Below are 24,301 nucleotides of genomic sequence, written 5' to 3'. Positions count from 1 at the left end.
CATATGCAGGTGAACGATCTTCGGGGAGCCTTCGACGAGGAGGTTTTCACGCCCGTAACAGTGGGAGCACCCGCCGGCCGAGCAGGTCGATGCCGCCGTGCGGCGTCAACCCGTGCGGGGTGCCGAACTCCACCCGACTCGCCCCGGCGTCGAACACCGCCGCGGCCTGCCCCGCGACATGCTCGGGTGTGCCGGAGAAGGCGAACAGATCGAGCAGGTCGTCGCCGATCAGCGCGCCAGCCAGGTCGTCCTCCCGGCGGCCGACGTGCTGCTGGATCCGGGCCAGCAGCTCCGGGTCCACCTCGATCGTCGGGTCGAGGGCGGCGACCACCGCCAGGTACATGGCCACCTCGCGGCGGGCCACCCGGCGCGCCAGCGCACCGTCCTCGTCGACGACGGTGACCGCGCCGAGCACGACACCCGTCCTGTCCCGGTCCGCGCCGGCCGCGTCGTCCAGCCAGGCGCGCATCATCCGGGCCATCGCCGGGTTGGCCGACCCGCCGACCTTGACCTCGCCGGCGAAGCCGGCCGCTGCCCGCGCGGTCTGCCGCCCCCAGGTGCCGACGAGGACCGGCACGTCGGCACGGGCCGGCGTGTACCGCAGCGACGTGCCCGGCGCGACGGTGAACTCGCCACCCTGGAAACCGCTGTCGTCGCCGGCGAGCAGCAGCCGTACGACGGCGACCGTCTCGACGATGCGCCGGATCGGACGGACCTGCGGCACACCGATCTCGTTGAGCCAGGTGCCCCGGGCCAGGCCCAGGTAGGCCCGACCCCGCGAGGCCAGGTCCAGCGCGGCCACCTGACCGGCGACCTCCACCGGGTGCATGGTGAACGGGTTGAGGCACGCCGCGCCCAGGCGGATCCGCCGGGTGTGCCGGGCCGCCACCAGCAGCGGGAAGATCGGCGGTTGGTACATCAGGTCACCGAAGACCGACAGCACGTCGAAGCCGTGCCGCTCGGTCAGCTCGGCCAGCTCCGCGTACTCGTCGGCGGACTTGTCGGACTGTAGGCCGATGCCGACCAGCCCAGCGCTCACGTCAGCTCCTCGGTGGGGATGCGCTGAAGGCCGGTCCGTTCGATGCGCATGATGAGCCGCTCGTCCGGGTCCGGGCAGGCCACGTGGCTGTCCCGGGCCATCCAGTCACCCTCGGCCAGCGCCCGCTGCTTCGCCGGCAGCAACGGCAGGCACGCCGCCAGGGCGTAGAGGCAGAAGTGCCCCCCGGCGGGGAGGGTGAGCCGGTTGGAGCCGGTCAGGTCGATGTGGTCGCCCGGTTTCAGGCCGCACACCGAGCGGCCCTCGATCCGCTCCACCACGACCCGCAGGTCGTACAGGTCGGTGGTGGGTTCCTCGGCGCTCATCGCACGGCCTCCGCGTGGTGGTGCACGATGCGCCAGGAGCCATCCTCGCGGCGCAGGACGTCGGTCACCCGGAAACACTCGTCCGCCCGGGTGTCGGCGAAGCGGGCCCGCAGCACGTAGCGGACCAGACCGGTGTCGCCCCAGGCGTCGGCGTGCAGGTCCTCCGGCGCCACCGAGATCGGCGCCGACCCCGTCGCCAGGGTCGCCCGCCGGTCCCGCAGGTCGTCGAGCGCGGGCAGGCCGGAGAGCAGGCCGTCGGCGTCGGACTCCCAGAACGTCAGGTCGGGGTGCAGGTGCGCGTCGAAGGCCTGCCGGTCGCCGAGGGACCGGTACAGGTCGGTGATGGTGGTGCGGAGCTCATCGCTCATCGGCTGTCACTTCCGATCGGTGCTGGGTCAGGGCAGGTCGGCCAGTCGGGCGCGGAGCGGATCCAGTCCCATGGGTCCGAGCGCCAACGCGGTGTGGTGGAAGCGTTTCCGGTCGAAGGCCGCACCCTCGCGGCGCTCGGCGTCCCGGCGGGCCTGCTGCCACAGCCGTGCGCCGACCTTGAAGGCCAGGGCCTGCGCCGGCCAGCCGAGATACCTGTCGACCTCGAAGCGCGCGGTCTCGGCGTCCAGGCCGGCGACCCGGGTGAGGACGTCCACCGCGAGCGCCGGCGTCCAGCGGCGTTCCTCGGTGAAGCCATTACCGGCGGGGATCGGCAGCCCGAGGTGCAGACCCAGGTCGATGACCACCCGGGCGGCCCGCCACAGCTGACCGTCGAGCATGCCGAGCCGCTCGGCCGGGTCGGCGTACAGGCCGATCTCGTCGGCGAGGCGCTCGGCGTAGTGCGCCCACCCCTCGGCGTACCCGTGCACCTGGCAGAGGGTGCGCTGCCATGGGTGCAGGGCGGCGGTGGTGAGGGTGACGGCGTGCTGGAGGTGGTGGCCGGGCAGCCCTTCGTGGCAGAGCGTGCCGACGTGTCGCCACACCGGCACTGTCGACTCGCCGGTGGGCACCGACCACCAGATCGCGCCGGGACGCGTCAGCGCCGGGTCGGGGGGCGTGTAGTACATGACCCCGGACGTGGCGGGGCTGATCCGGCACACCACCCGGCGGGTGGCGGACGGGATGTCGAAGTGGGTGCCGTCGAGGGCGTCGGTCAGCTGCTCGGTGCGCTGGCGCAGCCACTCCTCCAGGGCGGGCCCGGCCGCCACCCGACCGGCCGGGTCGGCGTCCAGGGCCGCCCGCGCGGCGGCCACCCGCGAGTGGCCCAGCTCGCCCGCGACGGTCCGCAGCTCGGCGGCGGTGCGGGCCAGCTCCGCCCAGCCGTACGCGTACACCTCGTCGAGGTCGACTGTCGCGCCGAGGAAACTGCGGGCGGTGACCCGGTACAGGTCGCCGCCGACACCGTCCACTTCGGACGCGGCGGGTGCCAGCTCGGCGCGGAGGAACGCGGCGAAACCGGCGGTGGCGGCGGTCGCCAGCCGCGCGCCCCGATGCAGCCGGGCGGTGAGCGGGCCGTCGGGACAACCGTCCACCAACCGCCGGTAGAAGTCGGCGGTGACCCAGGAGATGCACTGGTCGGCGACCACCAGCACCTGGCGGCGGGCGACCAGTTGTCCCTGCTGCACCGACCGGCGCAGCGTCGCGGCGTACCGGTCGAGGGCGTCGGGCACCTGGTGCAGGTGGTCGGCGACCACCGCCCAGTCGTCCTCGGTCTGCCGGGGCAGATTGTCGAAGACCTGCCGGAGCAGATGCACCGGCGTGGCCAGTGGGGCGAGCAGTCGGGTGGTGAAGCCCGCGTCGTACAGGTCGACCTCACTGGCCAGCCGGTCGAGCAGGGCGTCGGCCAGGGACCGCTCGCCGGGGTCGTGCGTTGTCGCCGCGGCGGCGGCCGTCGCGGTGCGTCGGGCCAGCTCCGCGCGGGCGTCGAACCCCTCCGGCGAGAGATCCGGGACGTGCGAGACAGGCGTACGCCCCGCCGCCTCGGCCGCCTGCGGGTCCAGCTCGGCCAGCGCGTCGAGGTACCCGTTGGCGACCCGGGTGATGCTGCTCATCGCGGTACGCCGAGCCGGCCGTGGTCGTCGCGGTACGCCACCCCGCCCTTCATCACCGCGTGCAGGGTGCGCAACGCGGAGACCGAGCGGGTCGGGTCGTCACGCAGCACCAGCAGGTCGGCGTGCTTGCCGACCTCGACGGCGCCGAGGGTGTCGGCGCGACCCAGCCACTGCGCGGGGCGGGTGGTCGCGGCCTTGAGCGCGTCCGCGACGGGCATCCCCGCGTCCACCATGAACTCCAGCTCACGGATGGTCGCTGTGGTCTCGTCGTAGCCGGCGTGCGGGGGCATGTCGCTGCCCAGGGCGATCGGCACGCCGTTGCGGATGGCGTGCTGAAGGCTCTCCCAGTGCCGGGGGCCGGCCGCGAGGGCACGGTCCATCAACCAGCCGGGCACCCCGGAGTCGCGGAAGAACTGCTCGCACCGGCTCACCACGATCGTCGGCACGTACCAGACACCCCGCTCGGCCATCAGCCGGGTGACGTCGTCGGTCAGCTCGTACCCGTGCTCGACGCAGTCGAGGCCCAGCTCGACGGCGCGGCGGACCGAGTCGGCCGGGCCGGCGTGCGCGGTGACCTTGCGCCCCCAGTCGTGCGCGACGCGGATGACCGCTGCCATCTCGTCGTCGAGCAGCTGCGGGGTGTCGATCGCCTCGTGCTGGCCGGCGATCCCGCCGGAGATGCAGACCTTGATCAGGTCGGCTCCGGCGCGGAGCTGTTCGCGGGTGGCCCGACGGAACCCGTCCGCGCCGTCGGCCTCCAGGGCGTCGGCCTCCCAGCCATGCCCGCCGGTGCAGCAGAGCGCGTGCCCCGCCGTGAAGATGCGCGGGCCGTCGACAGCGCCGGCCTCGATCCCCCGGCGCAGGGCGAAGTCGGCGTACCGGCTCTCCCCGACGAGGCGGGCGGTGGTGACACCGGAGTGCAGGGTGCGCCGGGCCGAGTCGGCCATCAGCAGCACCAGCTCGGCCAGGTTCGCGCTGTGCACGGTGTCGGCGAGGTGGCCGGGCAGCCCCAGCGAGAGGTGGACGTGCATGTTGGTCAGACCCGGCATGACGTGCTCGCCGCCCAGGTCGACCACCCGGGCCGCTCCGGCCTCGGCGAGGACGTCGTCGACCTGACCGACGGCACGGATCATCCCGTCGGCGTCGATCCAGATGCCGCGATCCGGTTGGAGGGCGTCCTGGACACCGTCGTAGAGGGCGAGGTTGACCAGTACCTGTTCGGTGGGCATGCGCATGGGACGTCCTCAGAGTGAGCGCGCGGCGGTCGGGGCCGTTGCGGAGTCGGTGAGCCAGCAGGCGACGCTGCGGCCGCCCAGGTCCACGGTGGGCGGCTGCTCCCCGCAGGGCGCGAACGCGTGCGGGCAGCGGGGCCGGAAACGGCACCCGGTGGGCGCGTTGGCCGGGTCGGGCACCTCCCCGGCGAGGATGGCGGGCAGGCGCGGGGTGAGCCCGATCTGCGGCACCGCGTCGATCAACGCCCGGGTGTACGGGTGTCGGGGCTCGCGCCACAGCTCGCGGGTGGGTGCGGACTCGACGATCCGGCCCAGGTACATCACGGCGGTCACGTCGGCGATCTCGTGCACCAGCGCCAGGTCGTGGCTGATGAAGAGCATGCCCATGTCGAGGTCGCGGACCAGCCCGACGAGCAGGTTGACCACCTGGGCCTGGGAGGAGGCGTCCAGCGCGGTGACCGGCTCGTCCGCGATGATCATCCGGGGTTCGGGGGCGAGCGCGCGGGCGATCGCCAGGCGTTGCCGCTGACCGCCGGAGAACTGGTGCGGATACCGCTGGGCGGCGCTGCTCGGCATGGCCACCCGTTCGAGCAGCTCGTGCACCCGGGCTCGGCGGGCCGACCCGGTGACCGCGGCCGGCACGCCGTCGAGGAGCTGGGAGCCGATGGTGCGCCGCGGGTTCAGCGAGGCGTACGGGTTCTGAAAGACCATCTGGAGGCCGACCTCGGCGCCGGAGCGGGGTCGCCAGCCCAGCGGGGTGACCGGTCGGCCGGCGTACTCGACGGTGCCGGCGCTCGGGGCGCTGAGCCCGACCGCGACGCGGGCCAGTGTCGATTTGCCGCACCCGGACTCGCCGACCAGCCCGACGATCTGGCCGGGCGACACCTCCAGGCTGACCCCGGCGACGGCCCGCACCCGGCCACGCCCTCGGGAGCGGTACTCGACCTCGACGTCGGTGAAGGACAGTCGCGCGGGCGCGGGGGTGTTCACGCGGCCACCTCCAGGTGCGGACGGACCACGCAGGCCACCGACCGGTCGGCTCCGGCGGGGGTGAGCGGGGGCGGGGCCTCGCCGCAGGACGGTTCGGCGTACCCGCATCGGGGTTGGAACGGGCAGCCCGGCGGTGCCTCGCCGGGTGCCGGCGGGGCGCCCGGGATGGGCCGCAACGTCCCGCCGCTCTGGGTGCCGTGCGGTCGGGCGCCGAGCAACGCGGCCGTGTACGGGTGGGTGGGGGCGGTGAGCAGGCTGCCCGTCGGGCCGGTCTCGACGACCCGCCCGGCGTAGAAGATGTAGCCACGGGTGGTGAGGGCGCTGAGCACCCCGAGGTCGTGGGTGATGAACGCGACGGCCAGCCCGGTCTCGGCGCGCAGCCGTTCCAGCAGGGCGAGAATGCCGGCCTGCACTGTGACGTCGAGGGCTGTCGTCGGTTCGTCGGCGATCAGCAGTCGGGGCCGGGCGGCCAGCGCGATGGCGATGGCCACCCGCTGCCGCATCCCACCGGAGAACTGGTGCGGGTACGCCCGCAGCGCCCGCTCCGGGTCCGGGATGCGAACCTGGTCGAGCAGCTCCACCGCGCGCCGGCCGGCAGCTCGACGGTCCATTCGCAGGTGCACCCGCATGTGTTCGGTGAGCTGCCGCCCCACAGTGAGCATGGGGTGCAGGGCCGCGCTCGGGTCCTGGAAGACCATGGCGATGCCGGCGCCACGGACCCGCTGCCAGCCCCGGGCGTCCAGGCCCAGCAGTTCGGTGCCGGCGTACCGGGCCGAGCCGGTGACCGCCGCCCCCGGGGGCAGCAACCCGAGCAGGGTCTGCGCGGTGAGGCTCTTGCCGCAGCCGCTCTCCCCCGCGATGCCGACCAGCTCACCTTCGTCGACTGTCAACGACACGTCGTGCAGGATCGGCAGCGGGCCACGCGGTGAGGGCAGTGTGACGGCCAGGGAGTCGACGTCGAGCAGGGGTGCCACCTCAGCGTCCCTTCGTGTAGCGGGGGTCGAGCCGGTCGCGCAGCGCGTCGCCGAGCACGTTGAAGGCCATCACCACGGTGAGGATGGCGAGGCCGGGGAACACGCTGACCCACCACATCGACAGGTCCTGCGCGCCGAGGGCCACCATCGAGCCCCACTCGGCGGCCGGTGGGCGCGGGCCCAGGCCGAGGAACGACAGGGCGGCGAGCAGCAGCACCGCGTTGCCCAGCTCCAGGGTGGCCAGCACGATCGCCGGGCCGATGCTGTTGGGCAGCACGTCGCGGCGCAACGCCCGGATCGGCCCGACGCCGAGCAGGCGGGCGGCGTTGAGGTAGTCGTCGCCGCGCATGCTCAGCACGGCGCTGCGGATGACCCGGGCGTAGACCGGCCACGAGACGATGACCAGGGCCAGCACGGCGTTGCGGGTGTTCGGGCCGAACGCCGCCGTCACCGCCATGGCCAGGATGATCTGCGGAAACGCGAACACCAGGTCGGTCAGGCGCATCAGCGCCTCGTCGACGAACCGGCCGACGTATCCGGCGACCAGCCCGAGCAGCCCGCCGACCAGCAGGGCCAGCGAGACGATGGCCAGGGCCAGCGGGATGGACAGACGAGCGCCGTGGATGACCCGGCTGAGGATGTCGCGGCCGAGCGAGTCGGTGCCGAACCAGTGCGCCCCGGAGGGCGACGCGTACGTGTCGGCGCTCTGCGCCAGCGGGTCGTACGGTGCGAGGACGTCGGCGAGCAACGCCAGCAGCAACCATCCACCGAGGATGACCAACGCCACCACTGTGATCGGCTGACGCCAGACCGGTCGGCCGGCCGGGCCGCCACGCAGTCGGCCGAGCCAGCGGCGTCGGCCCAGGGCACGCTCCGCCTTCGGGTCTGCAAGTGTCGTCATGACAACCGGATCCTCGGATCGATGAGCCCGTACAGCAGGTCGACGGTCAGGTTGACCAGCGTGTAGACCAGTGCCACGAAGAGGCTGACGCCGAGGATCGCGGGCAGGTCCAGCGCCGTGGCGCTGCGGTACGCGTACTGGCCGACGCCGGGCCAGCCGAAGATGCTCTCGACCAGCACCGTCCCGGAGAGCAGCGAGGCGAACGCCAGGCCGGAGACGGTGACCACCGGGACGAGGCCGGCGCGCAGCAGGTGCCGGCGCAGCACCACCCGGGTCGGCAGACCCTTGGCGTACGCGGCCCGGATGTAGTCCTGCTGGAGCACCTCGAGCATCGCCGAGCGGACGAAGCGGACCAGCATCGCCACCGTCAGCGAGGTCGGCACGAGTACCGGCAGGGACAGGTGCTGGGCGGCGTCCCAGGCGACGTCCCACTGCCCGGCGAGCGCCCCGTCGACCGTGTACATGCCGGTGACGGTGGGCGGCGGGCTGAAGTCCGTGGAGAGTCGCCCGCCGCTGGGGGCCAGGCCGAGCTGGTAGAAGAAGACGTAGAGCACGACCAGGGACAGCCAGAACGGCGGGGTGGAGAGCCCGAGCAGGGCGCCGACCCGGACCAGTTGGTCGGTGAGCCGGCCGTTGCGGACCGCCGCGAGCATGCCGACCCCGGTGCCGATGAGCAGCGCCAGCACCATGCTCGGCAGGGCCAGTTCCAGGGTCGCCGGCACGTAGTGCAGCAGGTCGTCCAGGACGGCCCGCCCGGTCTGCTGGGAGTGGCCGAGGTCGCCGTGCAGCAGATTGCCCAGGTAGTGCAGGTACTGGGCCCAGAGTGGCTGGTCCAGGCCCCACTTCTCGCGGAAGGCGGCCACCGCGGCGGGGTCGTTGAGCGCCTGGTCGGAGAGGTTGGCGGTGACCGGGTCACCGGGGACCACGTTGACCAGACCGAACGTCACCACAGTGACGCCGAGCAGCAGGCCGGCGGTGACCGCCACCCGCTTGGCCAGGAAGGTCAGCAGCGGGTGGGCACCCCGGGGCCGGGACGCGGTCGTGGCGACCGCGCCCGGCTCACCGTCGTGGACTGTCGTCATGTCGTCGGGACTACTTGCGGCCGACCGCGGCGACGTCCACCTGCCAACCGGCGGCGGTGTAGTCCGCCCCGGTCAGGTCCGTGGTCGCCACGACGATGGAGGAGTTGCTGGCCAGCACGAGGTACGGCGAGGACGCGTTCATCAGCCGCTGCCACTCCTGCATGGCGGTGGCCCGGCCGGCCAGGTCGAGGGTCGCGGTGACCTTCTTGCCGGCGGCCACCACGGCCGGGTCGGCCCGCTCGACAGTCCAGCCGGAGCGCAGCGCGGTCGCCTGGCCCGGCGCCATGTTGTTGATCAGTGAGTCGGCTACCGGGTAGTTCAGGCTCTGCGGGGTGAATCCGAGGGGTGACTTCCCGCCGCGCATCTCGTCGAGGAACGTGGTGAGCGGCTGCGGGTTGAGCTCCAGCTTGATGCCGGCCTCGGCGGCGTCGCCCTGCACCTTGGTGGCCACAGTGCCGAGGTCCACACCCTTGTAGGTGATGGCCGGGTAGGTGAACTTCACCGTCGGGTTGGTCAGGCCGGCCTCGGTGAGCAGCGCCTTGGCCTTGGCTACGTCCCGCTTGGACTCCTCGCCGGCCGGCAGCGCGCCCGGGAAGGCGGGCGCGACCAGCCCGGCGCCGGGGGCGGCGCCCTTGCCGTACAGGGCGGCGATGCCCTGGTAGTCGATGGCGGCGCGCAGTGCCTGGTTGAACTTCGGGTTCGAGGTGACCGCCGAGACGCCCGGGTCGGCGTTGAGGAAGAGGAAGTAGACGGTGTCCTGTACGCCGGAGGTCTGCAGGCTGCCCGGCAGTCCGTCGAGGAGCTTGCCGGAGATGTCCAGGGAGATCTCGGCGGCCTCGGCGCGCTGCATTGTCAGCTTCTGGGTCTGCACGTCCATGTTGCGCAGCACCACCCGGGAGAACTGCGGCTTCGTGCCCCAGTACTTCGGGTTGGCCTCCAACACCACCTGCGACGAGGGGTCGTAGGACTTCAGCACGTACGGGCCGCTGCCGACGGAGGTGGTGTCCAGGTACTGCTGCGCGGTGTCGCCCTGGGCGGCGTCGGCGCCGTCGCGGGCGCCGTGCTCCTTGGCGACCTTGGAGTTGAGCACCGCTGTCGACGGCATCGACAGCACCACCGGGATGTTCGGGTCGGGGGTGGCCGAGGCGACCACGACTGTGCTGTCGTCGGTCTTGGTGACGGTCAGGCCGCTGACGGTGACCGCGGGGCTGCCCTTGATGTTCTTCAGCCGGTTGAGCGAGAAGACGACGTCGTCGGCGGTGAGCGGGCTGCCGTCGGCGAACGTCACGCCCTGCCGCAGCTTGAAGGTGAACGTCTTGGCGTCCGGCGACGCCTGGTACGACTCGGCCAGCGCGGGGACCGGCTTACCGACGTCCGAGCCCTTGAAGGTGAGCAGGGTGTCGTAGAGGGCGTGCACGGCGGTCAGACCGGTGGCCTCGTAGACCCGGCCGGGGTCGAGGGTCTTGAGCACGAACGAGGTGTTCACGGTGAGGGTCTTGGCCGTACCGTTCGCGTTTCCACCACTGCCGCCGGCGCTACAGGCGCTGACGGAGAGGACGGCCAGCGTCGCCAGAGCGGACGCTCCGGCGAGGAGCCGGCGGGGAGACACCGACATGCTGTTCCTACCTTCGTATCGCGCGGCCCGCCGTGCGGGATCCGCGGGGCGTCGACGCCCGGCGGGCGACCACCACGCATCGGCCGGGCCGATGGGATGACGGCGTCGCGGGCTTCTCGGGGGCGTCGTCTCGGGGTTGGATGTAGACCGGGCGGCAGGCGTCCGGTTCGCGCCTCGATGCGGCTTGTTCACTTGAGTTGAACATTGCCGCCTGATGTTTAGTGATCCTAAACATGGCCGTATAGTTTGGTCAATCAAGATTCAGCCACACTGTATTTGGAACGAGGACACATGCTCGGTGACCGACTCCGCGACCTGCGCCAGCAGCACTCCCTCACGCTGCGTCAGCTCGCCACAGCCGCCGACGTGTCCCCCGCCCTGCTCAGCCAGATCGAGAACGGCGCGACCGACCCCAGCCTCTCCACCCTGCGGAAGCTCGCCCAGGTCTTCGACACCTCGATCGCAGAACTGTTCTCCGAGCCCGAGGCGCCACCCGTGCACGTCAGCCGCGTCGGCGCCAGGACCAGGCTGGCCGCGCCACCCGGCCAGATCACCTACGAACGACTCACCCCCGGCCGCGGCGACCTGGAGGTGCTCCAGGCCCACCTCGCACCCGGCGACGCCAGCTCCGCCGAGCCGTGGGCGCACCCGTCGACCGAATGCGCGATCGTCGTCACCGGTGAGGTCGTCGCCGAGATCGGCGGAGAGTCGTACACCCTCACCGCCGGCGAGTCGGTCACCTTCGACTCGCGCCTGGCGCACCTCTACCGCAACGCCAGCGACGAGCGCGCCCACCTGATCATCGCGGTGACGCCACCGACTCCCTGACAGGCCACCGTGGACAGCCGAGGGGATCGACGGGACGCCACGGCGGACCTAGCATGACCACGAATGGATCTTCGAGATTGACCCCTGCCGACCCCCGGCAACCAGCCCAACCGAAGGGAGACGCGCATGCGTCGACCCCGTCATCTGGCACTCCTGAGCGTCAGCGTCTCCGGCGCCCTGGTCCTCAGCGCAGCCCCACCCGCGGCTGCCGCTGCGCCCACGCCCACCACGCCCACCGGCATCGTGGTCAGCGACGGCATGACCCAACCGGTGTTCTCGCTCGCCGACGCGATCGAGGAGCGGGTGTTCGTCCAGACCCCTGTGGACACCGACCACGACGGCCGACCCGACCGGGTGGCGATCGACATCTCGCGCCCCCGGGAGACCGCCACGCAGGGCTTCAAGGTGCCGGTCATCTTCGAGCACAGCCCGTACCGCAAGGGCACCTGGGGTGACGTGCCGTACCCGAGCGTGCTGGTCGACGACCTGCCGCAGAACGGCCTGACCGACCGCGACGGGCGACGCGCGCTCGACGCCGGGGCACAACGCGCCCAGGCGAAGGCCAACCTCCCCGGCTCGCTGGACGACTACTACGTGCCCCGCGGGTACGCGGTGGTGCTCGGCCAGAGCGTCGGCACCGGCGACTCGGACGGCTGCCCGACCAGCGGGGACCAGGCCGAGACGCTCGGCACCAAGGCGGTCATCGACTGGCTCAACGGCCGGGCCAAGGGGTACGACGCGAACGGCGCCCCGGTCACCGCCGGGTGGACCACCGGTGCGGTCGGCATGACAGGTGTCTCCTACAACGGGACGCTGCCCAACCAGGTGGCCACCACTGGCGTCAAGGGGCTCAAGACCATCGTGCCGGTCTCCGCGATCAGCAGCTGGTACGACTACTACCGGGCCAACGGGCTGGTGGTCGCTCCCGGGACGTTCCAGGGCGAGGACCTCGACATCCTGGCCCAGTACACCGCCGGGCAGGCCCGCGCCGAAGGGCAGTGCGCCGACGAGCTCGCGGGAATCACCGCGAAGCAGGACCGGGTCACCGGCGACTACTCGACGTTCTGGCGCGACCGCGACTACCTCGACGCCCGCGACGTCAAGGCCAGCGTCTTCGTCGTGCACGGCCTCAACGACTGGAACGTCAAGACCGAACACTTCGCCGGCTGGTGGGACCAGCTCGCCAAGCGCGACGTCCCCCGCAAGATCTGGCTGCACCAGGGCGGCCACGGCGGTCCGGGCAGCAGCGCGTCGGTGACCCTGCCCAGCGGCCAGACGTGGACGTACAAGCAGACCGAGAACCGCTGGTTCGACTTCTGGCTGTGGAACGTGCGCAACGGCATCATGGACGAGCCGACGGCGGTGCTCCAGCGCGAGGACCGCGCCTACACCACGTACGCCAACTGGCCCGACCCGGCGGCGCGGGAGGTCGGCCTGCGATTCGCGGCCACCGACACCACCGCACCCGGAGCGCTCACCACCGGTAAGCCGCCGAAGGCCACTGTCGAGCAGAGCTTCGTCGACGAGGGCCGGACCATCCACCCGGACACCCTGGTGTCCAACCCGGACACCGCGAGCCCCAACCGACTTGCCTACCGCTCCCCCGAGCTGACGCAGAGCGTGCGCATCTCCGGGCGTCCGGAGATGCGACTGCGGATGGCCATCGACAACAAGCCGGACGCGAACCTCACGGCGTACCTGGTCGACTACGGCCCGGCCGGGTCGACCGCCGCCCCGACCGTGGTGACGCGAGGGTGGATGGACCCGCAGAACCGCAAGAGCGCCGCGCGCACCGAGCCGGTCAAGCAGGGCAAGCTGTACGACTACCGGTGGACCATGGAGCCGAAGGACTACGTCTTCCCGGCGGGGCACCGGATCGGTGTTGTCGTCTTCTCCAGCGACCAGGAGTACACCCTGCTGCCGTTGGGCGGCACCGAGCTGCGGGTCGCACCGAACGACAGCGAACTGCGACTGCCGGTGGTCGGCGGGCGGAGCGTCCTCGGGTTCTGATTTCATTTCCGCGCTCCCGGGTGGGGCAGTCCGACACGTTCGGGCTGCCCCACCCGCACGTCGGGGCACGTTGGCCGCTCAGGGCGCGCGAACGGCGCAGACCGCCATGATCCACTCGGCTTTCATGATTTCGGGGCATCCCCGGCGCCAGGGCACCGCGATATCACCAAACCCGAGTCGATCACGCCATCCGTCCGCCGTGCCGGGTTCACACGGCACACTGACCCCGCGTCGGTTCGACCTGGGTGCCCTGCCCAAGTCCGTACGATCGTGCTCGATCCTGGATGTAGTGGCCTCGCGGTATGAGGAAGGGCCTGTTTCCTGGATTGAGCACGATCTTGCGCCGGGTACGCACGGCGCACTGACCCGGGCCAGGCCGGACCACACGACACGCCGCCCCCGAGCAGGCCGGCCCGCACGCGCCGGCCCCGATCAGGCTGGGCCATACGATGCGCTGACCCCGGGGTCGGCCCGCCTCGGGGCGCGCGAAACGGGGCACATGAGCATGATCCACTCGGCTTCCAGGATGTCGGGGCATCCCCGGCGCCCGGACCCCGCGACTTTCAGGAACCCGAGTCGATCACCCCGCCTCGTCCGCCGTGTCCGTTTCCCCGGCCGGGCGCGGTGGACGGGTTGTCCGGTTTGACCGATAGTGTCGGGTGGTCGGGGCCACCCCGGCGGCGGAATCGGCGACCGGGCCGGGTCGTTATACCTGGCAGACCACCGCAACAGCCCGGGTCACGGTGCGCCGGGCCCGCCGGACAGCCGCCAGGCCCTCCCACCGGAAGCAGCCGCCGGGAACACCCGCCAGGCCGCCCCGGTTGCACCCCCGCACAACCGAGCAGCACGATGGCCGGGCACGGCAGCCGCCGGGAACATCCGCCAGGCCGCCCCGGTTACATCCCCCGCACGGCCGAGCACCACCACCGGCCACCCCCGCGGGCAGGCGGAATGACCTGCCACCGCGAACGGTTACACCCTGTCCCGACGCCGACCCCCCTTTCGCGGGTCACCGGGCAGAACCCCCTCGAACTTCCCCCCGCACGACCGCCCACCCCCCTGAGGTTGTGTGGGCACCCCCGATGCAGAGGAGCACGCCATCATGCGTACCGATCTGATCCGTAAGACCGCCCTGACCGCTGCTGGCCTCGCGTTCACCGGTGGGGCTATCGCCGGACCGGTGACCGCCGCGTACGCCGCGTCGGATGCCAAGCCGGCGACCCAGACGCAGAGCGACCGTAAGCCCGCCGGTGAGCGTCAGCTCGGTGTGCGCTACGAGGCCCAGCCGAACTTCTACTACTGCGGCCCGGCCGCCACGCGTAACGCCCTGTCCGTGCAGGGCAAGGAGATCAGCGTGGACGCCATGGCCAAGGAGATGGGCACCACCGAGGCCGGCACCAACTCCATCAACGACATCACCCCCGTACTGAACAAGGAAACCGGCAAGAACGACGCCTACCACAGCGTGGAGATCTCCAGCCCCAACGCTGACGGTAAGCAGACCGACCGGCTGCGCGCCGACATCGTGCGCACCGTGGACGACGGCCGGGCCGTGGTCGCGAACATCGCCGGCACCAGCGTCGACACCGACGGCGGGGTGCACTCCTTCGAGGGCGGGCACTACATCAGCGTCGTGGGTTACCGCGACGACGGGAACGTGGTGAAGATTGCCGACTCCGCCGACCCGAACACCGCCTCCTACGAGGTCACCGTCGAACACCTCGCCGACTGGATCGCCACCCGCGGCTACGCCACCAGCTGACACCCACCCGCACACACGAAGCGAAGGGCCGGACCCGACCAGGGTCCGGCCCTTCGCTGTCGTCGTCATCGGTGTCCCGGCGTGGATACCCATGGCTTCAGACGGGGCGGAACCGCCGATCCTCTCAGGAATAGACTTACATGGACTACTGGTAAGACGTGAGGCATGGGGGTGATGTGGTGAAGCGGGCATACAAGTACCGCTTCTATCCGACCCCACGGCAGGCCGATCAGCTCAACCGCACCTTCGGGTGCGTGCGAAAGGTCTACAACCTGGCCCTGGGAAACACGCACCCGTGCATGGGCGGTCGACCGGCAGCGCAGCACCTACGTGCAGTCCTCGGCGTGGGCTGACCGAGTGGAAGCGCAGCGAGGAGCTTTTGTTCCTCAATGAGGTTAGTTCCGTGCCGTTGCAGCAAGCCCTCCGGCACCTGCAAGCTGGGTTCGCTGCGTTCTGGGACAAGCGGTCGCACTACCCGCGTTTCAAGTCCAAGCGCAAGTCTCGGGCGTCGGCGGAGTACACCCGCTCGGCATTCCGCTGGCGCGACGGGCAGCTCACCCTCGCCAAGATGGATACCCCGCTAGCCATCGTATGGTCCCGGCCCCTGCCCAACGGTGCCGAGCCGTCCACGGTCACGGTCTCCCGCGACCCGGCCTGTCGGTGGTTCATCTCTCTACTGGTCGAGGATCCCACCGTGACGCCGCTCCCGCCGGTCGACCCGGCGGTAGGGGTGGACGCGGGCATCACCAGTCTGCTCACCCTGTCCACCGGGGAGAAAATCGCCAACCCGCGCCACGAGCGCGCCGACCGGCGCAAGTTGGCCAAGGCGCAACGCACTTTGGCCCGCAAGGCCAAGGACTCCGCCAACCGGGCCAAGGCTCGCGTGGCCGTGGCCCGCATCCACGCCCGCATCGCCGACCGGCGACGGGACCACCTGCACAAGCTGTCGACTCGCTCGGCGTGCGGTCGGATCAACACCGCGATGACCCTCGGCGTCCGCGTCTGGACGTGCCCCGGCTGCGAGGCTGTGCACGACCGGGACGTCAACGCAGCCCGCAACATCCTCGCCGCCGGGCTGGTGGAGAGGTAAAACGCCTGTGGAGGGACGATAAGACCCGACCCGCGCAAGCGGTGAAGGCGCGGCCCGGTGAAACAGGAACCCCTGGGGCGACCGAGGGAATCCAGGCCCTTCAGGGCAGTGGATGATGTCAATTCCACCAACTGCGGCAAATCCTCATCTACCCCATCACACGTATTGACAAATGTCGACTTCAACGTGAGGCTGAGAGGCAGTGAGAGCGCTCTCTCGCACCGGCCCAACCGGCCACCACCCAGTCTGGCCAGGCACAACTCCGATGCCTTCGGCGGCGGCGCCGGAGCTGTCCCTGACCCGTCCCCCGACAGGAGTCACGAGATGGACAGGGCCGCACCCCTCTCCGGCATCCCCCGCCGACTGCGCCTCGCCACGGCGATCGGCGCCCTGCTGGTGCTACTCGGCACGTTCCTGGTGTCCACCACCAACCGGGCCGACGCCGCCCCCGGCCAAGCCGGCGCTGACTTCGGCGCCAACGCCATCCGGGTCGCCGAGTTCCCCGCCGACTGCACCTACAGCCACCGGCTGCCGGACGACCCGATCGTCTTCCCCGGGCTGCCCGGGGCGTCGCACATGCACAGCTTCTTCGGCAGCACTGTGACGAACGCCAGGACCACTCTCCCGGACCTGGTCAACTCGCCCACCACCTGCAACCCGCGGGTGGACGTCTCGTCGTACTGGGTGCCGACCCTGTACCGGGACAACGTCGCGGTGGAGCCGGCGATCGCCACGTTCTACTACCTGGGCGAGGGCGTACGCGCCGACGTCGTCGCGAACACCCAGCCGTTCCCGCTGGGGTTGCGGCTCGTCGCCGGCAACGCGAAGGCCACCGGGCCGAACGACAGCATCGCCCGCTGGTCCTGCCTGCACGCCGGGCACGTGCCGCCGTCGAAGGACTTCGTCAACTGCCCGTCGGGCACGATGCTGGAGTCGTACCTGGACTTCCCGCAGTGCTGGAACGGCCGTGACCTCGACTCGCCGGACCACAAGAGCCACCTGGCGTACCCGGTGAACCAGGCCTGCCCGAGCACCCACCCGGTGCACGTGCCGAAGTTGCGCCAGGTGCTTCGGTACCCGGTGACGGGCGACCCGTCGCGGTTCCGGCTGGCCTCCGGGCCGGGCTACACGATGCACGGCGACTTCTTCAACGCCTGGCCGGTGGCGGAGTTGGCCCGCCGGGTCCAGGACTGCATCCGTCCCGTCATCAAGTGCGGTCACGACGGCCGACCGATCTGAGCGACAACTCCACACCACGGCGGCGGGTCCGGTCACCCGGGTCCGCCGCAGTGGTTGGGAAGGGAGATCGGATGCGCCAGCCCACGGCGTCCACGGTGCTCATCGCCGTGCTGCTCATCGCCGGCTGCGGCGCCGGGCCACGGGACGCGGCGAGCGCCACCACACCACCCGTGACCGCGCCACCGGCGACGACAGCGCCGACACCCACTGGTACGGGGTTCAACCCCACCGACATCGCCTGGCTGCAACTGACGGTGGCGATGACCGAACGCCTGCTGCCCGTCCTCGATCTGGTGCCGGCGCGGACCACCGACCGGGCCTGGCGGCGGACGGCCACCCAGGTGGCTGCCGCCCGGCGCGCCGACCTGGACCGCGCCCGCCGGTTACTGGCCGATGCCGCCGCCCCGACGACGAATCCGCACGAGGGGCACGACATGCCGGGCATGGCCACCGCGCAGGAGATGACCGCGCTGCGGGCGGCCGGCGGGCAGTCGTTTCACCGTCTGCTCGCCGGGCACCTGCGGGCGCATCTCGCGCAGTCGGTCCGGATCGCCACAGCTGAGCAGCAGAGCGGAGTCCAGCCGGCGACCGTGGCGCTGGCTGCGGCCGTGGTCCGGTCCGGCACCGCCGATCTCGCACGACTCGATCATCTCGACCGCGCGTAACGGCAGGGGTTCAGCCGCGAGCGGTGACGATTTCGTCGAGCAGCGCGGCCAACTCGACCGGACGGGACAGGAACGGTGAGTGGCTGGATTCAAGCCGCCGGACGCTGGTGGCCCGATCGGCCATCTTCTCCTGGAGCGGCACCGGAATGGCCTGGTCGTTGGTGCAGACGATGTAGGTCGACGGGATCGAGCGCCAGGCCGGCTCGTTCACCCGGTCCACGCATGCCCGCAGGCGCTGGTCGGCCAGCTGACTGATGGCGGTGTCGGCATCGGCGTCCGACAGGTCGCCGTAGAACGCCGTCCGTGGGTCCCCGGTGATCGGGACCAACACGTCGGTCTCGACCGGGTCCGGTACGCCGTGGAAGCTGAACATCGACTCGCCACGGTCCAGCTGGTACGCCGCCAGGTAGACGAGGTGCTCGACCTCGGACAGGCCGGTGGCGGCCTCGCTGACCGGGATGCCGCCGTACGAGTGGGCCACCACGACGACCGGCCCGCCGATCGCCGCGATCTCCTTGCGGACGGCGGCGGCGTCGTCCTGCATGCCGCCGCGGGCGTCCGGCCCCGAGGTGGGCAGGTCGACGGCCCTGGTCTGGTAGCCGAGGACGTCCAGTTCTGCCCGGAGCCGGTCCCAGACGGCCGGCCGGTGCCAGGCGCCGTGGACGAGCAACAGGGTGGGGCGGGTCGAGGTCATGGCCTACGCTTTCACTGATCGGACACAACGTCGGACAGTGTGTCCGACGAAGCCAACGATAGCCGGCTCCGCCCCGCCGACCACCCGAGGCCGGTGAACTCCCGGTGTCGGCGCCGTGATCTGCGCGACCACCACCCGGCCCAGCCCGTCGTCGTCACTCACCCCAGGTCCGAGCACGGCATCCTCCAGCCCCGGGGAGCGAGAGCTCTCGACCTGGCCAGCGGGAGCGGAGTCTGCGGTCGTGGCTGGCCACGACGATGGCACCTGGGCCGGCGCCCAGGGCGTCCTCCAACTCGTCGCAGAGCGTCGGCGAGAGGTGGTTGGTGGGCTCGTCGAGCAGGAGCAGCTCCGGCGGATCGGCGACGAGCACCGCCAGGGCGAGCCGACGGCGCTGTCCCACCGACAGGTCGGCCACCGGGCGGTCGAGGTCGGCCGGGGCGAGTAGCCCGAGGGACGACAGCGGTACGACAGCGGCCCGCTCCATCCCGACGGCACCGTCGAAGACCTGCCGGGCCGTTCGCCGCGCGTCAGCGAAGACGGTGTCCTGGGCGAGCAGGCCGACCCGCAGCTCCGGTCGTCGCCAGAGCGCTCCGGCACCGGCCAGGTGACCGGCGAGCACGGCGAGCAGAGTCGACTTGCCAGTGCCGTTGGGGCCGGTCACCAACAGCCGGTCGCGGGCCTTGATCTCCAGGTGCGCCACCCGCAGTCGGCCGGGAACCTCCAGCCGGTCCGCCGTGACGATGACCCTGTCGCTGTCGCCGACGGCGAGCGCCGGCACGTGGAAGCGCAACGGCTCCGACGGCACCGGAACGGGGTCGCGCTCGATCGTCTCCAGTCGACGGGCGGCGTCGCGGACGCGACGGGAGATCTGGTTCTGGACGCGGCCGGCGGTGTGCCCGTACCCCATCTTCTCGCTGTCGCGCGGGCCCCGGCCGTGGGCGACCTGGTGCCCGGTCACGGCGGCGGCCTCGCGCAGGTCGGCGAGGAGCGCCTGCTCGTCGTCGTAGCGCCGCCGCCACCGTTGCGCCTCGGCGCGCTTCGCAGCAAGGTAGGCGGTGTAGCCGCCGCCGAAGCGGACCGGCCCGTCGACCGCCGGGTCCAGGTCGATGAGATCGGTGCAGACCGCGTCCAGGAACGCGCGGTCGTGACTGGCGACCACGACCACGCCCGGCATGGCACGGAGCTGGTCCTCGCAGAACGCCGCCGCCGCGTCATCGAGGTGGTTGGTGGGCTCGTCGAGCAGCAGCGCGCCCGGCCTGCGGATCAGCATCGATGCGAGGGCGAGCCGGCCACGTTGCCCGCCGGAGAGCGCGCCCACCGTCCGGTCGAGGGGCAGACCGCCGAGGCCGAGGCCGTCGAGGACCGTGCGGGCACGCCGGTCGGCGTCCCAGGCGTCGCGGTCCTGCGCCCGCTCCAGCACCTCGCCGTACGCGGCCAGCAGCCGGTCGTGCTGCTCGGTGCCCCCCGGCGGGTTGGCGAGCGCGACGCCGATCCGGTCCAGCTCGGCGAGGTCGGCGCGGGCCTCGCGCAGCGCGTCGTCGAGGACGGCGGCGATGGTGGTGGATGCCGCCAACGGCAGCTCCTGATGCAGGAAGCCGACGTCCGGTGGCCGGGTGACGGTGCCGGATTCGGGTTCGTCGACGCCGGCGAGGACCCGCAGCAGTGTCGTCTTGCCGGTGCCGTTCTCACCGATCAGGCCGATCCGGTGGCCGGGCGCGGCGGTCAGGGAGACGCCGTCGAGCACCCGGCGGTCGTCGCGGACCCGCACGAGGTCATGGGCGATGAGAGCAGGTCGAACAGACATGGAGAACCTCGGAGAACGACGATCCGGGGCGCACACCGGCACCCCGGCGGGAGCAGGACATGACGACGGAGGCCGCGGCGACAAGAACGCGATCACGCGCTCGTCGGCGGCCGGTCCGGGTGCTCACCCGGAGATGTCGTCGTCACCTGCCACGTCTGCTCCGATCTCCGAAAACTCGGGCGCAAGGATAACTCGGCGTCGCTGGCCTCGGCTCAGCTCCCGCCCGTGCGGGCACCTGCTCGCAGCGAGTCGATGGTGAGGTCGAGGACGGCTTCGAGGTGGTCGATCTTTCCGGTGGAGAGCAGCAGCAGCACCCCGCCCTGGATGCCGGCGAGCAGTGCCGCGGCGGCCCGGTCGGCGTCGAGGTCCGGGTCGATGTCGCCGGTCGACTGCATGTGCCGGATGCCCTCGGTGATCGCCTTCTGCCAGCGCCAAATGAGGCCGGTCACGATCGCCTGCGCGCCGGGCGCCCGCCGGCCGGTCTGGCCGAGCAGACCGTTGAGGGGGCACTTCACCCCCTGCGCGAGGTACCGCTCGATCAGTCGGTCGCGCCAGGCGAGCCAGGCCGGCCAGGACGTCAGGTTGCTCAGCATCGGCTCCTGGTCGATGAGCACCTGGTCCGCCTCGTGCTGGGCCACCGCGAGCAGCAATCCCTCCTTCCCGTCCGGGAAGTAGTGGAAGAGCTGACCCTTGCTGGTACCGGTGTGGGCCATCACATCCTCGAGGCGTACCTCGTCGACGCCGCGCTCGCGGATCTCGGCGGCGGCGCCGGCGACGATCCGCGCCCGGGTCGCCTCGCCCTTGCGGGTCAACGCCCGTGTCATGAGACCTCCTGGTCGGGACTGCGGGTCCAACAGTATCCCGGTTTCTGGACTTGCAGGTCCATTTTTGCCGCGCCAAGGTCGGGAACGCGCGGTCCGCAGCGGGCCGACACCACGATCGGGAGGGCACCACGATGAACCACTACTACCTGCTCGGGCGGTCCGGCCTGCGGGTGAGCCGGCTGGCGCTGGGCACCATGAACTTCGGCGTCGACGGGTTCCACGCCGCGTACGGCAAGACCGAGCAGGAGGCCGAGCCGATCTTCCGGCAGTACCTGGAGTCGGGCGGGAACTTCATCGACACGGCGGACTTCTACACCGCCGGCGAGAGCGAGAAGATCCTCGGCCGTCTGATCGACCGGGCCGGCGTACGCGATCGGCTCGTGCTCACCAGCAAGGCAACCAACACCGTCGACCCGTCCGACCCGAACGCCAGCGGCAACGGTCGCAAGCACATCATGAGGGCAGTGGAGGCGTCGCTGCGCCGGCTCGGCACCGACTACATCGACCTGTACCTGCTGCACACCTGGGACCGGATCACCCCGGTCGAGGAGGTCGTGCACACCTTCGACGACCTGGTGCGCTCCGGCAAGATCCGGTACGCCGGGCTCTCCGACGTGCCGGCCTGGTACGCGGCTCGGGCGCAGAGCTACGCCGAGGCACACGGGCTGGCCCCGATGATCAACGTGCAGCTGCCGTACTCCCTGGTCACCCGGGACATCGAGGCGGAGCACGTGACGATGGCCCAGACCCTGGGCATGGGGCTCACCGCGTGGAGCCCGATCGGCGGGGGTCTGCTCAGCGGCAAGTACCGGCGGACCGGCGAGGGCATGAGCGGGACCGGCCGGTTGACGAACCCGGACGCCGCAGGTCGGGAGATCAGCCCCGGCGACTGGCAGGTGATCGAGGCGCTGGAGAGCGTGGCCGCCGAGTTGGGTCGCAGCATGGCGCAGGTGGCGATCAACTGGGTGGCCACCCAGCCCGCCGTCGGTTCGGTGGTCATCGGGGCGAGCAGCTCCGAACAGCTCGCCAGCAACTTCGGTGCGCTCGACTTCGAGATCCCTGCCGACGCCCGCCGCCGGCTCGACGAGGCGAGTGCCCCGAAGGTCCCGCTGCTCTACTCCATGTTCACCCCGCAGTACCAGTCCTGGGTGGTGAGCCCCGGCCTCGGCATCGGCGACAAGCCCGCCGGCTACGCCCCTCCGGTCTTCAACAGCGCCGCTGTCTAGGACCTCGCACGCCCTGCCCCTACCCCGCGATCTTGCACTTGCTGTCCCGGCATGAAGGGCATTTCACTCATGTCGACAACCACAAGTGCAAGATCGGCGGGGCGCCGGCAGGGTGCACACCCGCAGCGGTACCGCGTTGGCGTCGGCGATCCGGCGCGGCACGTCGACCGCCGCCCTGAGGTCCACCACGCCGTCGAGCGGGCTGATCGCGACCGCCGCCGTCCGCAGACCGGTCCACCGGGGCGGATTCGGCAGGGTACGGGCGATCGTCAGGTACTGGGTGACGGCGGCGAGCGAATATCCGCGCGACGTGACGCGGTCCCGCAGGACGCGACGCCCGTACAGCACGATGAGCGGTTTCACCGCGTAGGCCGGCGCCTGTCGCGGATTCGGGCCGAAGAACGGCGACAGCAACAGCAGATGCCGTACGACGTTGCCCGGCACCTGGGCCAGCCAGGCGGCCAGCACGGCGCCCCCGGAGATCCCCACGACGCCGACCTCGTCTCCCAGAGCCGCAGCGACGGCCCATCCCTGCGCGACGTACGCCGTCAGCTCGCCGGCCTCGACCCGGTGGTGGGCCCGCCGGTCGACGGTTCCGTGCTGGGGAGCCCGGGGAACCCAGACGTTGTACCCACTGTCGAAGAACTCCTCGGCCAGCCCTTCGTACTGCTCGGGCGCGAGGGTGTACCCGTGCAACAGCAGCACGGCCCGGCCGGTACGGGAGCCATGGCTCAGCAGGCGGCTGTGCGACTCAGGTCGCACGTCCGGATCGGCCGCCTCGGCGGCGATGATGGCCGCGGCGGCACGGGTGGCGGTGTCGAAGTCGAGCGGTCGGGCCGGCGCGACCCTTAGCCCACGGCGGCCCACCGGCCAGAGGTAGAGCCCGGCGACCGCCGCCCCGACGAGCGCCAACCCGCCGACGAGAAGCGCGATGATCTCCGGCATGGTCAGATGCTGACAGGGGCCACGCTCGGCGTCGGCTGATGGGGTGCGCCCGGGTGACCGGGCGCACCCGGTCAGCTATTCCCGGCTGTTCGGCGGCGCGAAGACGACCCGGGAACGCAACTGTCGAAAGCCGGTCCGCTCCAACTCCGCCAGCACGGCCACCCGGCGGGATTCCACGTCGGCGATGACCTCGCGGGCACCGCCGGCGGCCAGTACCCGGACCGCCTCGGCCAGCAGCTCGGGCCGGGCCGCCTCGTCGAGCAGGCCGAGATAGGCGAGCAGCGGGTAACAGGCGTCCCCGAATGTTCCGACCAGCCCGACCGGCTTCCCGGCCTCCAGCGCGATGCGCCATCTCTCGGTGTCGTTCCCCAGCCAGGCCAGCGGGTCGGTGGCGAGGTCGACGCCGCCGACCACCCGCGCGATCTCGACGCCGGTCAGCACGTCCGGCTCGGCGATCCGGGCGACCAGGGCGTTGATCTCCGACACGTCGACTGGCGCGCGGAAGTCGTACCGCCCGGAGGACGCCGGCAGAGGGGTGCCCGTCCAGGAGCACCGGAGCCGCTCCCCCCGCTCGACCAGCCCGGCGAGCCGGGCGGCCTCCATGGGCGCCCGCACCACGGCCAGCACCTCGGGCCGACGCCGCCAGTGCGCCGGCAGCGCGGCGTAGTACAGACCGGGACCGCCCAGCGCCTCGTGGGCGGCGCGCAGCAGCTCGGCGCCCACCTCCGGCTCGGCGTCCAGATCGAACCGTTCCAGCCACGGGGCACCGACGGCGCCCGGCGGAAGGAGCCAGGCGGCCCGGCCCACCAACCGGCCGGCGCGCAGCGCGACCCAGGTGGTCTCGGGACGGTAGCCGCCGCCGGCGATCCCGTCGGCGTACGCGACCTGGCGCAGTTGGGGCAGCGGATCAGGCATGGAGTCGAACAGGTTTTCCTCGCCCGCGACGAGCGGACGGATGACCAGATCAGTCATGGGTTGGTCCTCCGGGAAGCGCGCGCCCCGGATCAGATCCGCGCGGA

Annotated in this window: 23 protein-coding genes; 8 read left to right on the top strand and 15 right to left on the bottom strand. The window is 71.6% G+C overall.

Going from position 1 to position 24,301, the window contains the following annotated elements:
- Positions 1-46: 46 nt before the first annotated feature.
- The 10 genes from NIE79_RS02085 to NIE79_RS02040 are packed head-to-tail and all read right to left on the bottom strand — an operon-like array spanning position 47 to position 10,195.
- A complete protein-coding gene (locus NIE79_RS02085) occupies positions 47-1,039 on the bottom strand; it encodes an LLM class flavin-dependent oxidoreductase (protein WP_238676895.1) in 993 nt (330 codons plus the stop codon).
- Positions 1,036-1,362 carry a TIGR04076 family protein gene (locus NIE79_RS02080; RefSeq protein WP_238676894.1) on the bottom strand — a complete coding sequence of 109 codons (327 nt, stop codon included), beginning with the start codon at positions 1,360-1,362 and terminating at the stop codon, positions 1,036-1,038. Before NIE79_RS02080 ends, NIE79_RS02085 begins: the two co-directional genes overlap by 4 nt.
- On the bottom strand, positions 1,359-1,730 hold the full coding sequence (locus NIE79_RS02075) for a nuclear transport factor 2 family protein (RefSeq protein ID WP_238676893.1): 372 nt from the start codon (positions 1,728-1,730) through the stop codon (positions 1,359-1,361). Before NIE79_RS02075 ends, NIE79_RS02080 begins: the two co-directional genes overlap by 4 nt.
- 27 nt (positions 1,731-1,757) lie before the next feature.
- Positions 1,758-3,401 carry a DUF885 domain-containing protein gene (locus NIE79_RS02070; RefSeq protein ID WP_238676892.1) on the bottom strand — a complete coding sequence of 548 codons (1,644 nt, stop codon included), beginning with the start codon at positions 3,399-3,401 and terminating at the stop codon, positions 1,758-1,760.
- Entirely contained in the window at positions 3,398-4,636 is a 1,239-nt protein-coding gene (locus NIE79_RS02065) for an amidohydrolase family protein (protein ID WP_238676891.1), read from the bottom strand. Before NIE79_RS02065 ends, NIE79_RS02070 begins: the two co-directional genes overlap by 4 nt.
- A gap of 9 nt (positions 4,637-4,645) precedes the next feature.
- Positions 4,646-5,623: an ABC transporter ATP-binding protein gene (locus NIE79_RS02060; protein WP_238676890.1), complete on the bottom strand. Its 978-nt coding sequence runs from the start codon at positions 5,621-5,623 to the stop codon at positions 4,646-4,648.
- A complete protein-coding gene (locus NIE79_RS02055) occupies positions 5,620-6,597 on the bottom strand; it encodes an ABC transporter ATP-binding protein (RefSeq protein ID WP_238676889.1) in 978 nt (325 codons plus the stop codon). Before NIE79_RS02055 ends, NIE79_RS02060 begins: the two co-directional genes overlap by 4 nt.
- Before the next feature lies 1 nt (position 6,598).
- Entirely contained in the window at positions 6,599-7,498 is a 900-nt protein-coding gene (locus NIE79_RS02050) for an ABC transporter permease (protein WP_238676888.1), read from the bottom strand.
- The gene (locus tag NIE79_RS02045; RefSeq protein ID WP_238676887.1) at positions 7,495-8,580 is read right to left on the bottom strand and encodes an ABC transporter permease; all 1,086 of its coding nucleotides are present in this window, start codon (positions 8,578-8,580) and stop codon (positions 7,495-7,497) included. Before NIE79_RS02045 ends, NIE79_RS02050 begins: the two co-directional genes overlap by 4 nt.
- Before the next feature lie 10 nt (positions 8,581-8,590).
- Entirely contained in the window at positions 8,591-10,195 is a 1,605-nt protein-coding gene (locus tag NIE79_RS02040; protein WP_238676886.1) for an ABC transporter substrate-binding protein, read from the bottom strand.
- Between the two features lie 291 nt (positions 10,196-10,486).
- Between NIE79_RS02040 and NIE79_RS02035 the strand changes: the two genes are divergently transcribed.
- The 7 genes from NIE79_RS02035 to NIE79_RS02005 all read left to right on the top strand — a co-directional run bounded on the left by NIE79_RS02035 (position 10,487) and on the right by NIE79_RS02005 (position 17,789).
- Positions 10,487-11,023 carry a helix-turn-helix domain-containing protein gene (locus tag NIE79_RS02035; protein WP_238676885.1) on the top strand — a complete coding sequence of 179 codons (537 nt, stop codon included), beginning with the start codon at positions 10,487-10,489 and terminating at the stop codon, positions 11,021-11,023.
- Positions 11,024-11,149: 126 nt separating this feature from the next.
- Positions 11,150-13,033 (top strand): Xaa-Pro dipeptidyl-peptidase, encoded by a 1,884-nt coding sequence (locus NIE79_RS02030; RefSeq protein ID WP_238676884.1) that lies wholly within the window; start codon positions 11,150-11,152, stop codon positions 13,031-13,033.
- A 1,102-nt stretch (positions 13,034-14,135) separates the two neighbouring features.
- Positions 14,136-14,795, top strand: coding sequence for a C39 family peptidase (locus NIE79_RS02025; RefSeq protein ID WP_238676883.1), 660 nt, complete (start codon positions 14,136-14,138; stop codon positions 14,793-14,795).
- A 179-nt stretch (positions 14,796-14,974) separates the two neighbouring features.
- Positions 14,975-15,148, top strand: coding sequence for a helix-turn-helix domain-containing protein (locus tag NIE79_RS02020; protein ID WP_238676882.1), 174 nt, complete (start codon positions 14,975-14,977; stop codon positions 15,146-15,148).
- 50 nt (positions 15,149-15,198) lie between these two features.
- Positions 15,199-15,885, top strand: a complete 687-nt coding sequence (locus NIE79_RS02015) for an RNA-guided endonuclease InsQ/TnpB family protein (protein WP_238676881.1) — start codon at positions 15,199-15,201, stop codon at positions 15,883-15,885.
- A 324-nt stretch (positions 15,886-16,209) separates the two neighbouring features.
- Positions 16,210-17,124: a DUF1996 domain-containing protein gene (locus tag NIE79_RS02010; protein WP_238676880.1), complete on the top strand. Its 915-nt coding sequence runs from the start codon at positions 16,210-16,212 to the stop codon at positions 17,122-17,124.
- Positions 17,125-17,195: 71 nt separating this feature from the next.
- Complete coding sequence (locus tag NIE79_RS02005; RefSeq protein WP_238676879.1) at positions 17,196-17,789, top strand: DUF305 domain-containing protein; 594 nt, start codon at positions 17,196-17,198, stop codon at positions 17,787-17,789.
- 10 nt (positions 17,790-17,799) lie between these two features.
- Here NIE79_RS02005 and NIE79_RS02000 read toward each other — a convergent pair whose 3' ends face one another.
- The 3 genes from NIE79_RS02000 to NIE79_RS01990 all read right to left on the bottom strand — a co-directional run bounded on the left by NIE79_RS02000 (position 17,800) and on the right by NIE79_RS01990 (position 21,111).
- Entirely contained in the window at positions 17,800-18,483 is a 684-nt protein-coding gene (locus tag NIE79_RS02000) for an alpha/beta fold hydrolase (RefSeq protein ID WP_238676878.1), read from the bottom strand.
- 154 nt (positions 18,484-18,637) lie between these two features.
- Positions 18,638-20,287, bottom strand: a complete 1,650-nt coding sequence (locus tag NIE79_RS01995) for an ABC-F family ATP-binding cassette domain-containing protein (RefSeq protein ID WP_238676877.1) — start codon at positions 20,285-20,287, stop codon at positions 18,638-18,640.
- Between the two features lie 212 nt (positions 20,288-20,499).
- Complete coding sequence (locus NIE79_RS01990) at positions 20,500-21,111, bottom strand: TetR/AcrR family transcriptional regulator (RefSeq protein WP_238676876.1); 612 nt, start codon at positions 21,109-21,111, stop codon at positions 20,500-20,502.
- 131 nt (positions 21,112-21,242) lie between these two features.
- On the opposite strand from NIE79_RS01990, the gene NIE79_RS01985 reads away from it, so the two are divergent.
- On the top strand, positions 21,243-22,337 hold the full coding sequence (locus tag NIE79_RS01985) for an aldo/keto reductase (RefSeq protein WP_238676875.1): 1,095 nt from the start codon (positions 21,243-21,245) through the stop codon (positions 22,335-22,337).
- A gap of 63 nt (positions 22,338-22,400) precedes the next feature.
- Here NIE79_RS01985 and NIE79_RS01980 read toward each other — a convergent pair whose 3' ends face one another.
- Both NIE79_RS01980 and NIE79_RS01975 read right to left on the bottom strand, forming a co-directional pair.
- Entirely contained in the window at positions 22,401-23,282 is an 882-nt protein-coding gene (locus NIE79_RS01980) for an alpha/beta hydrolase (protein WP_238676874.1), read from the bottom strand.
- Positions 23,283-23,357: 75 nt separating this feature from the next.
- Positions 23,358-24,254 (bottom strand): acetyltransferase, encoded by an 897-nt coding sequence (locus tag NIE79_RS01975; RefSeq protein WP_238676873.1) that lies wholly within the window; start codon positions 24,252-24,254, stop codon positions 23,358-23,360.
- Between the last annotated feature and the right edge of the window lie 47 nt (positions 24,255-24,301).

The sequence above is a fragment of the Micromonospora trifolii genome (assembly GCF_022229005.1).
In the GTDB taxonomy this organism is placed as follows: domain Bacteria; phylum Actinomycetota; class Actinomycetes; order Mycobacteriales; family Micromonosporaceae; genus Micromonospora; species Micromonospora trifolii.
Note: the sequence above shows the minus strand (reverse complement) of the source record. Positions and strands in the feature narration are given on the sequence as shown.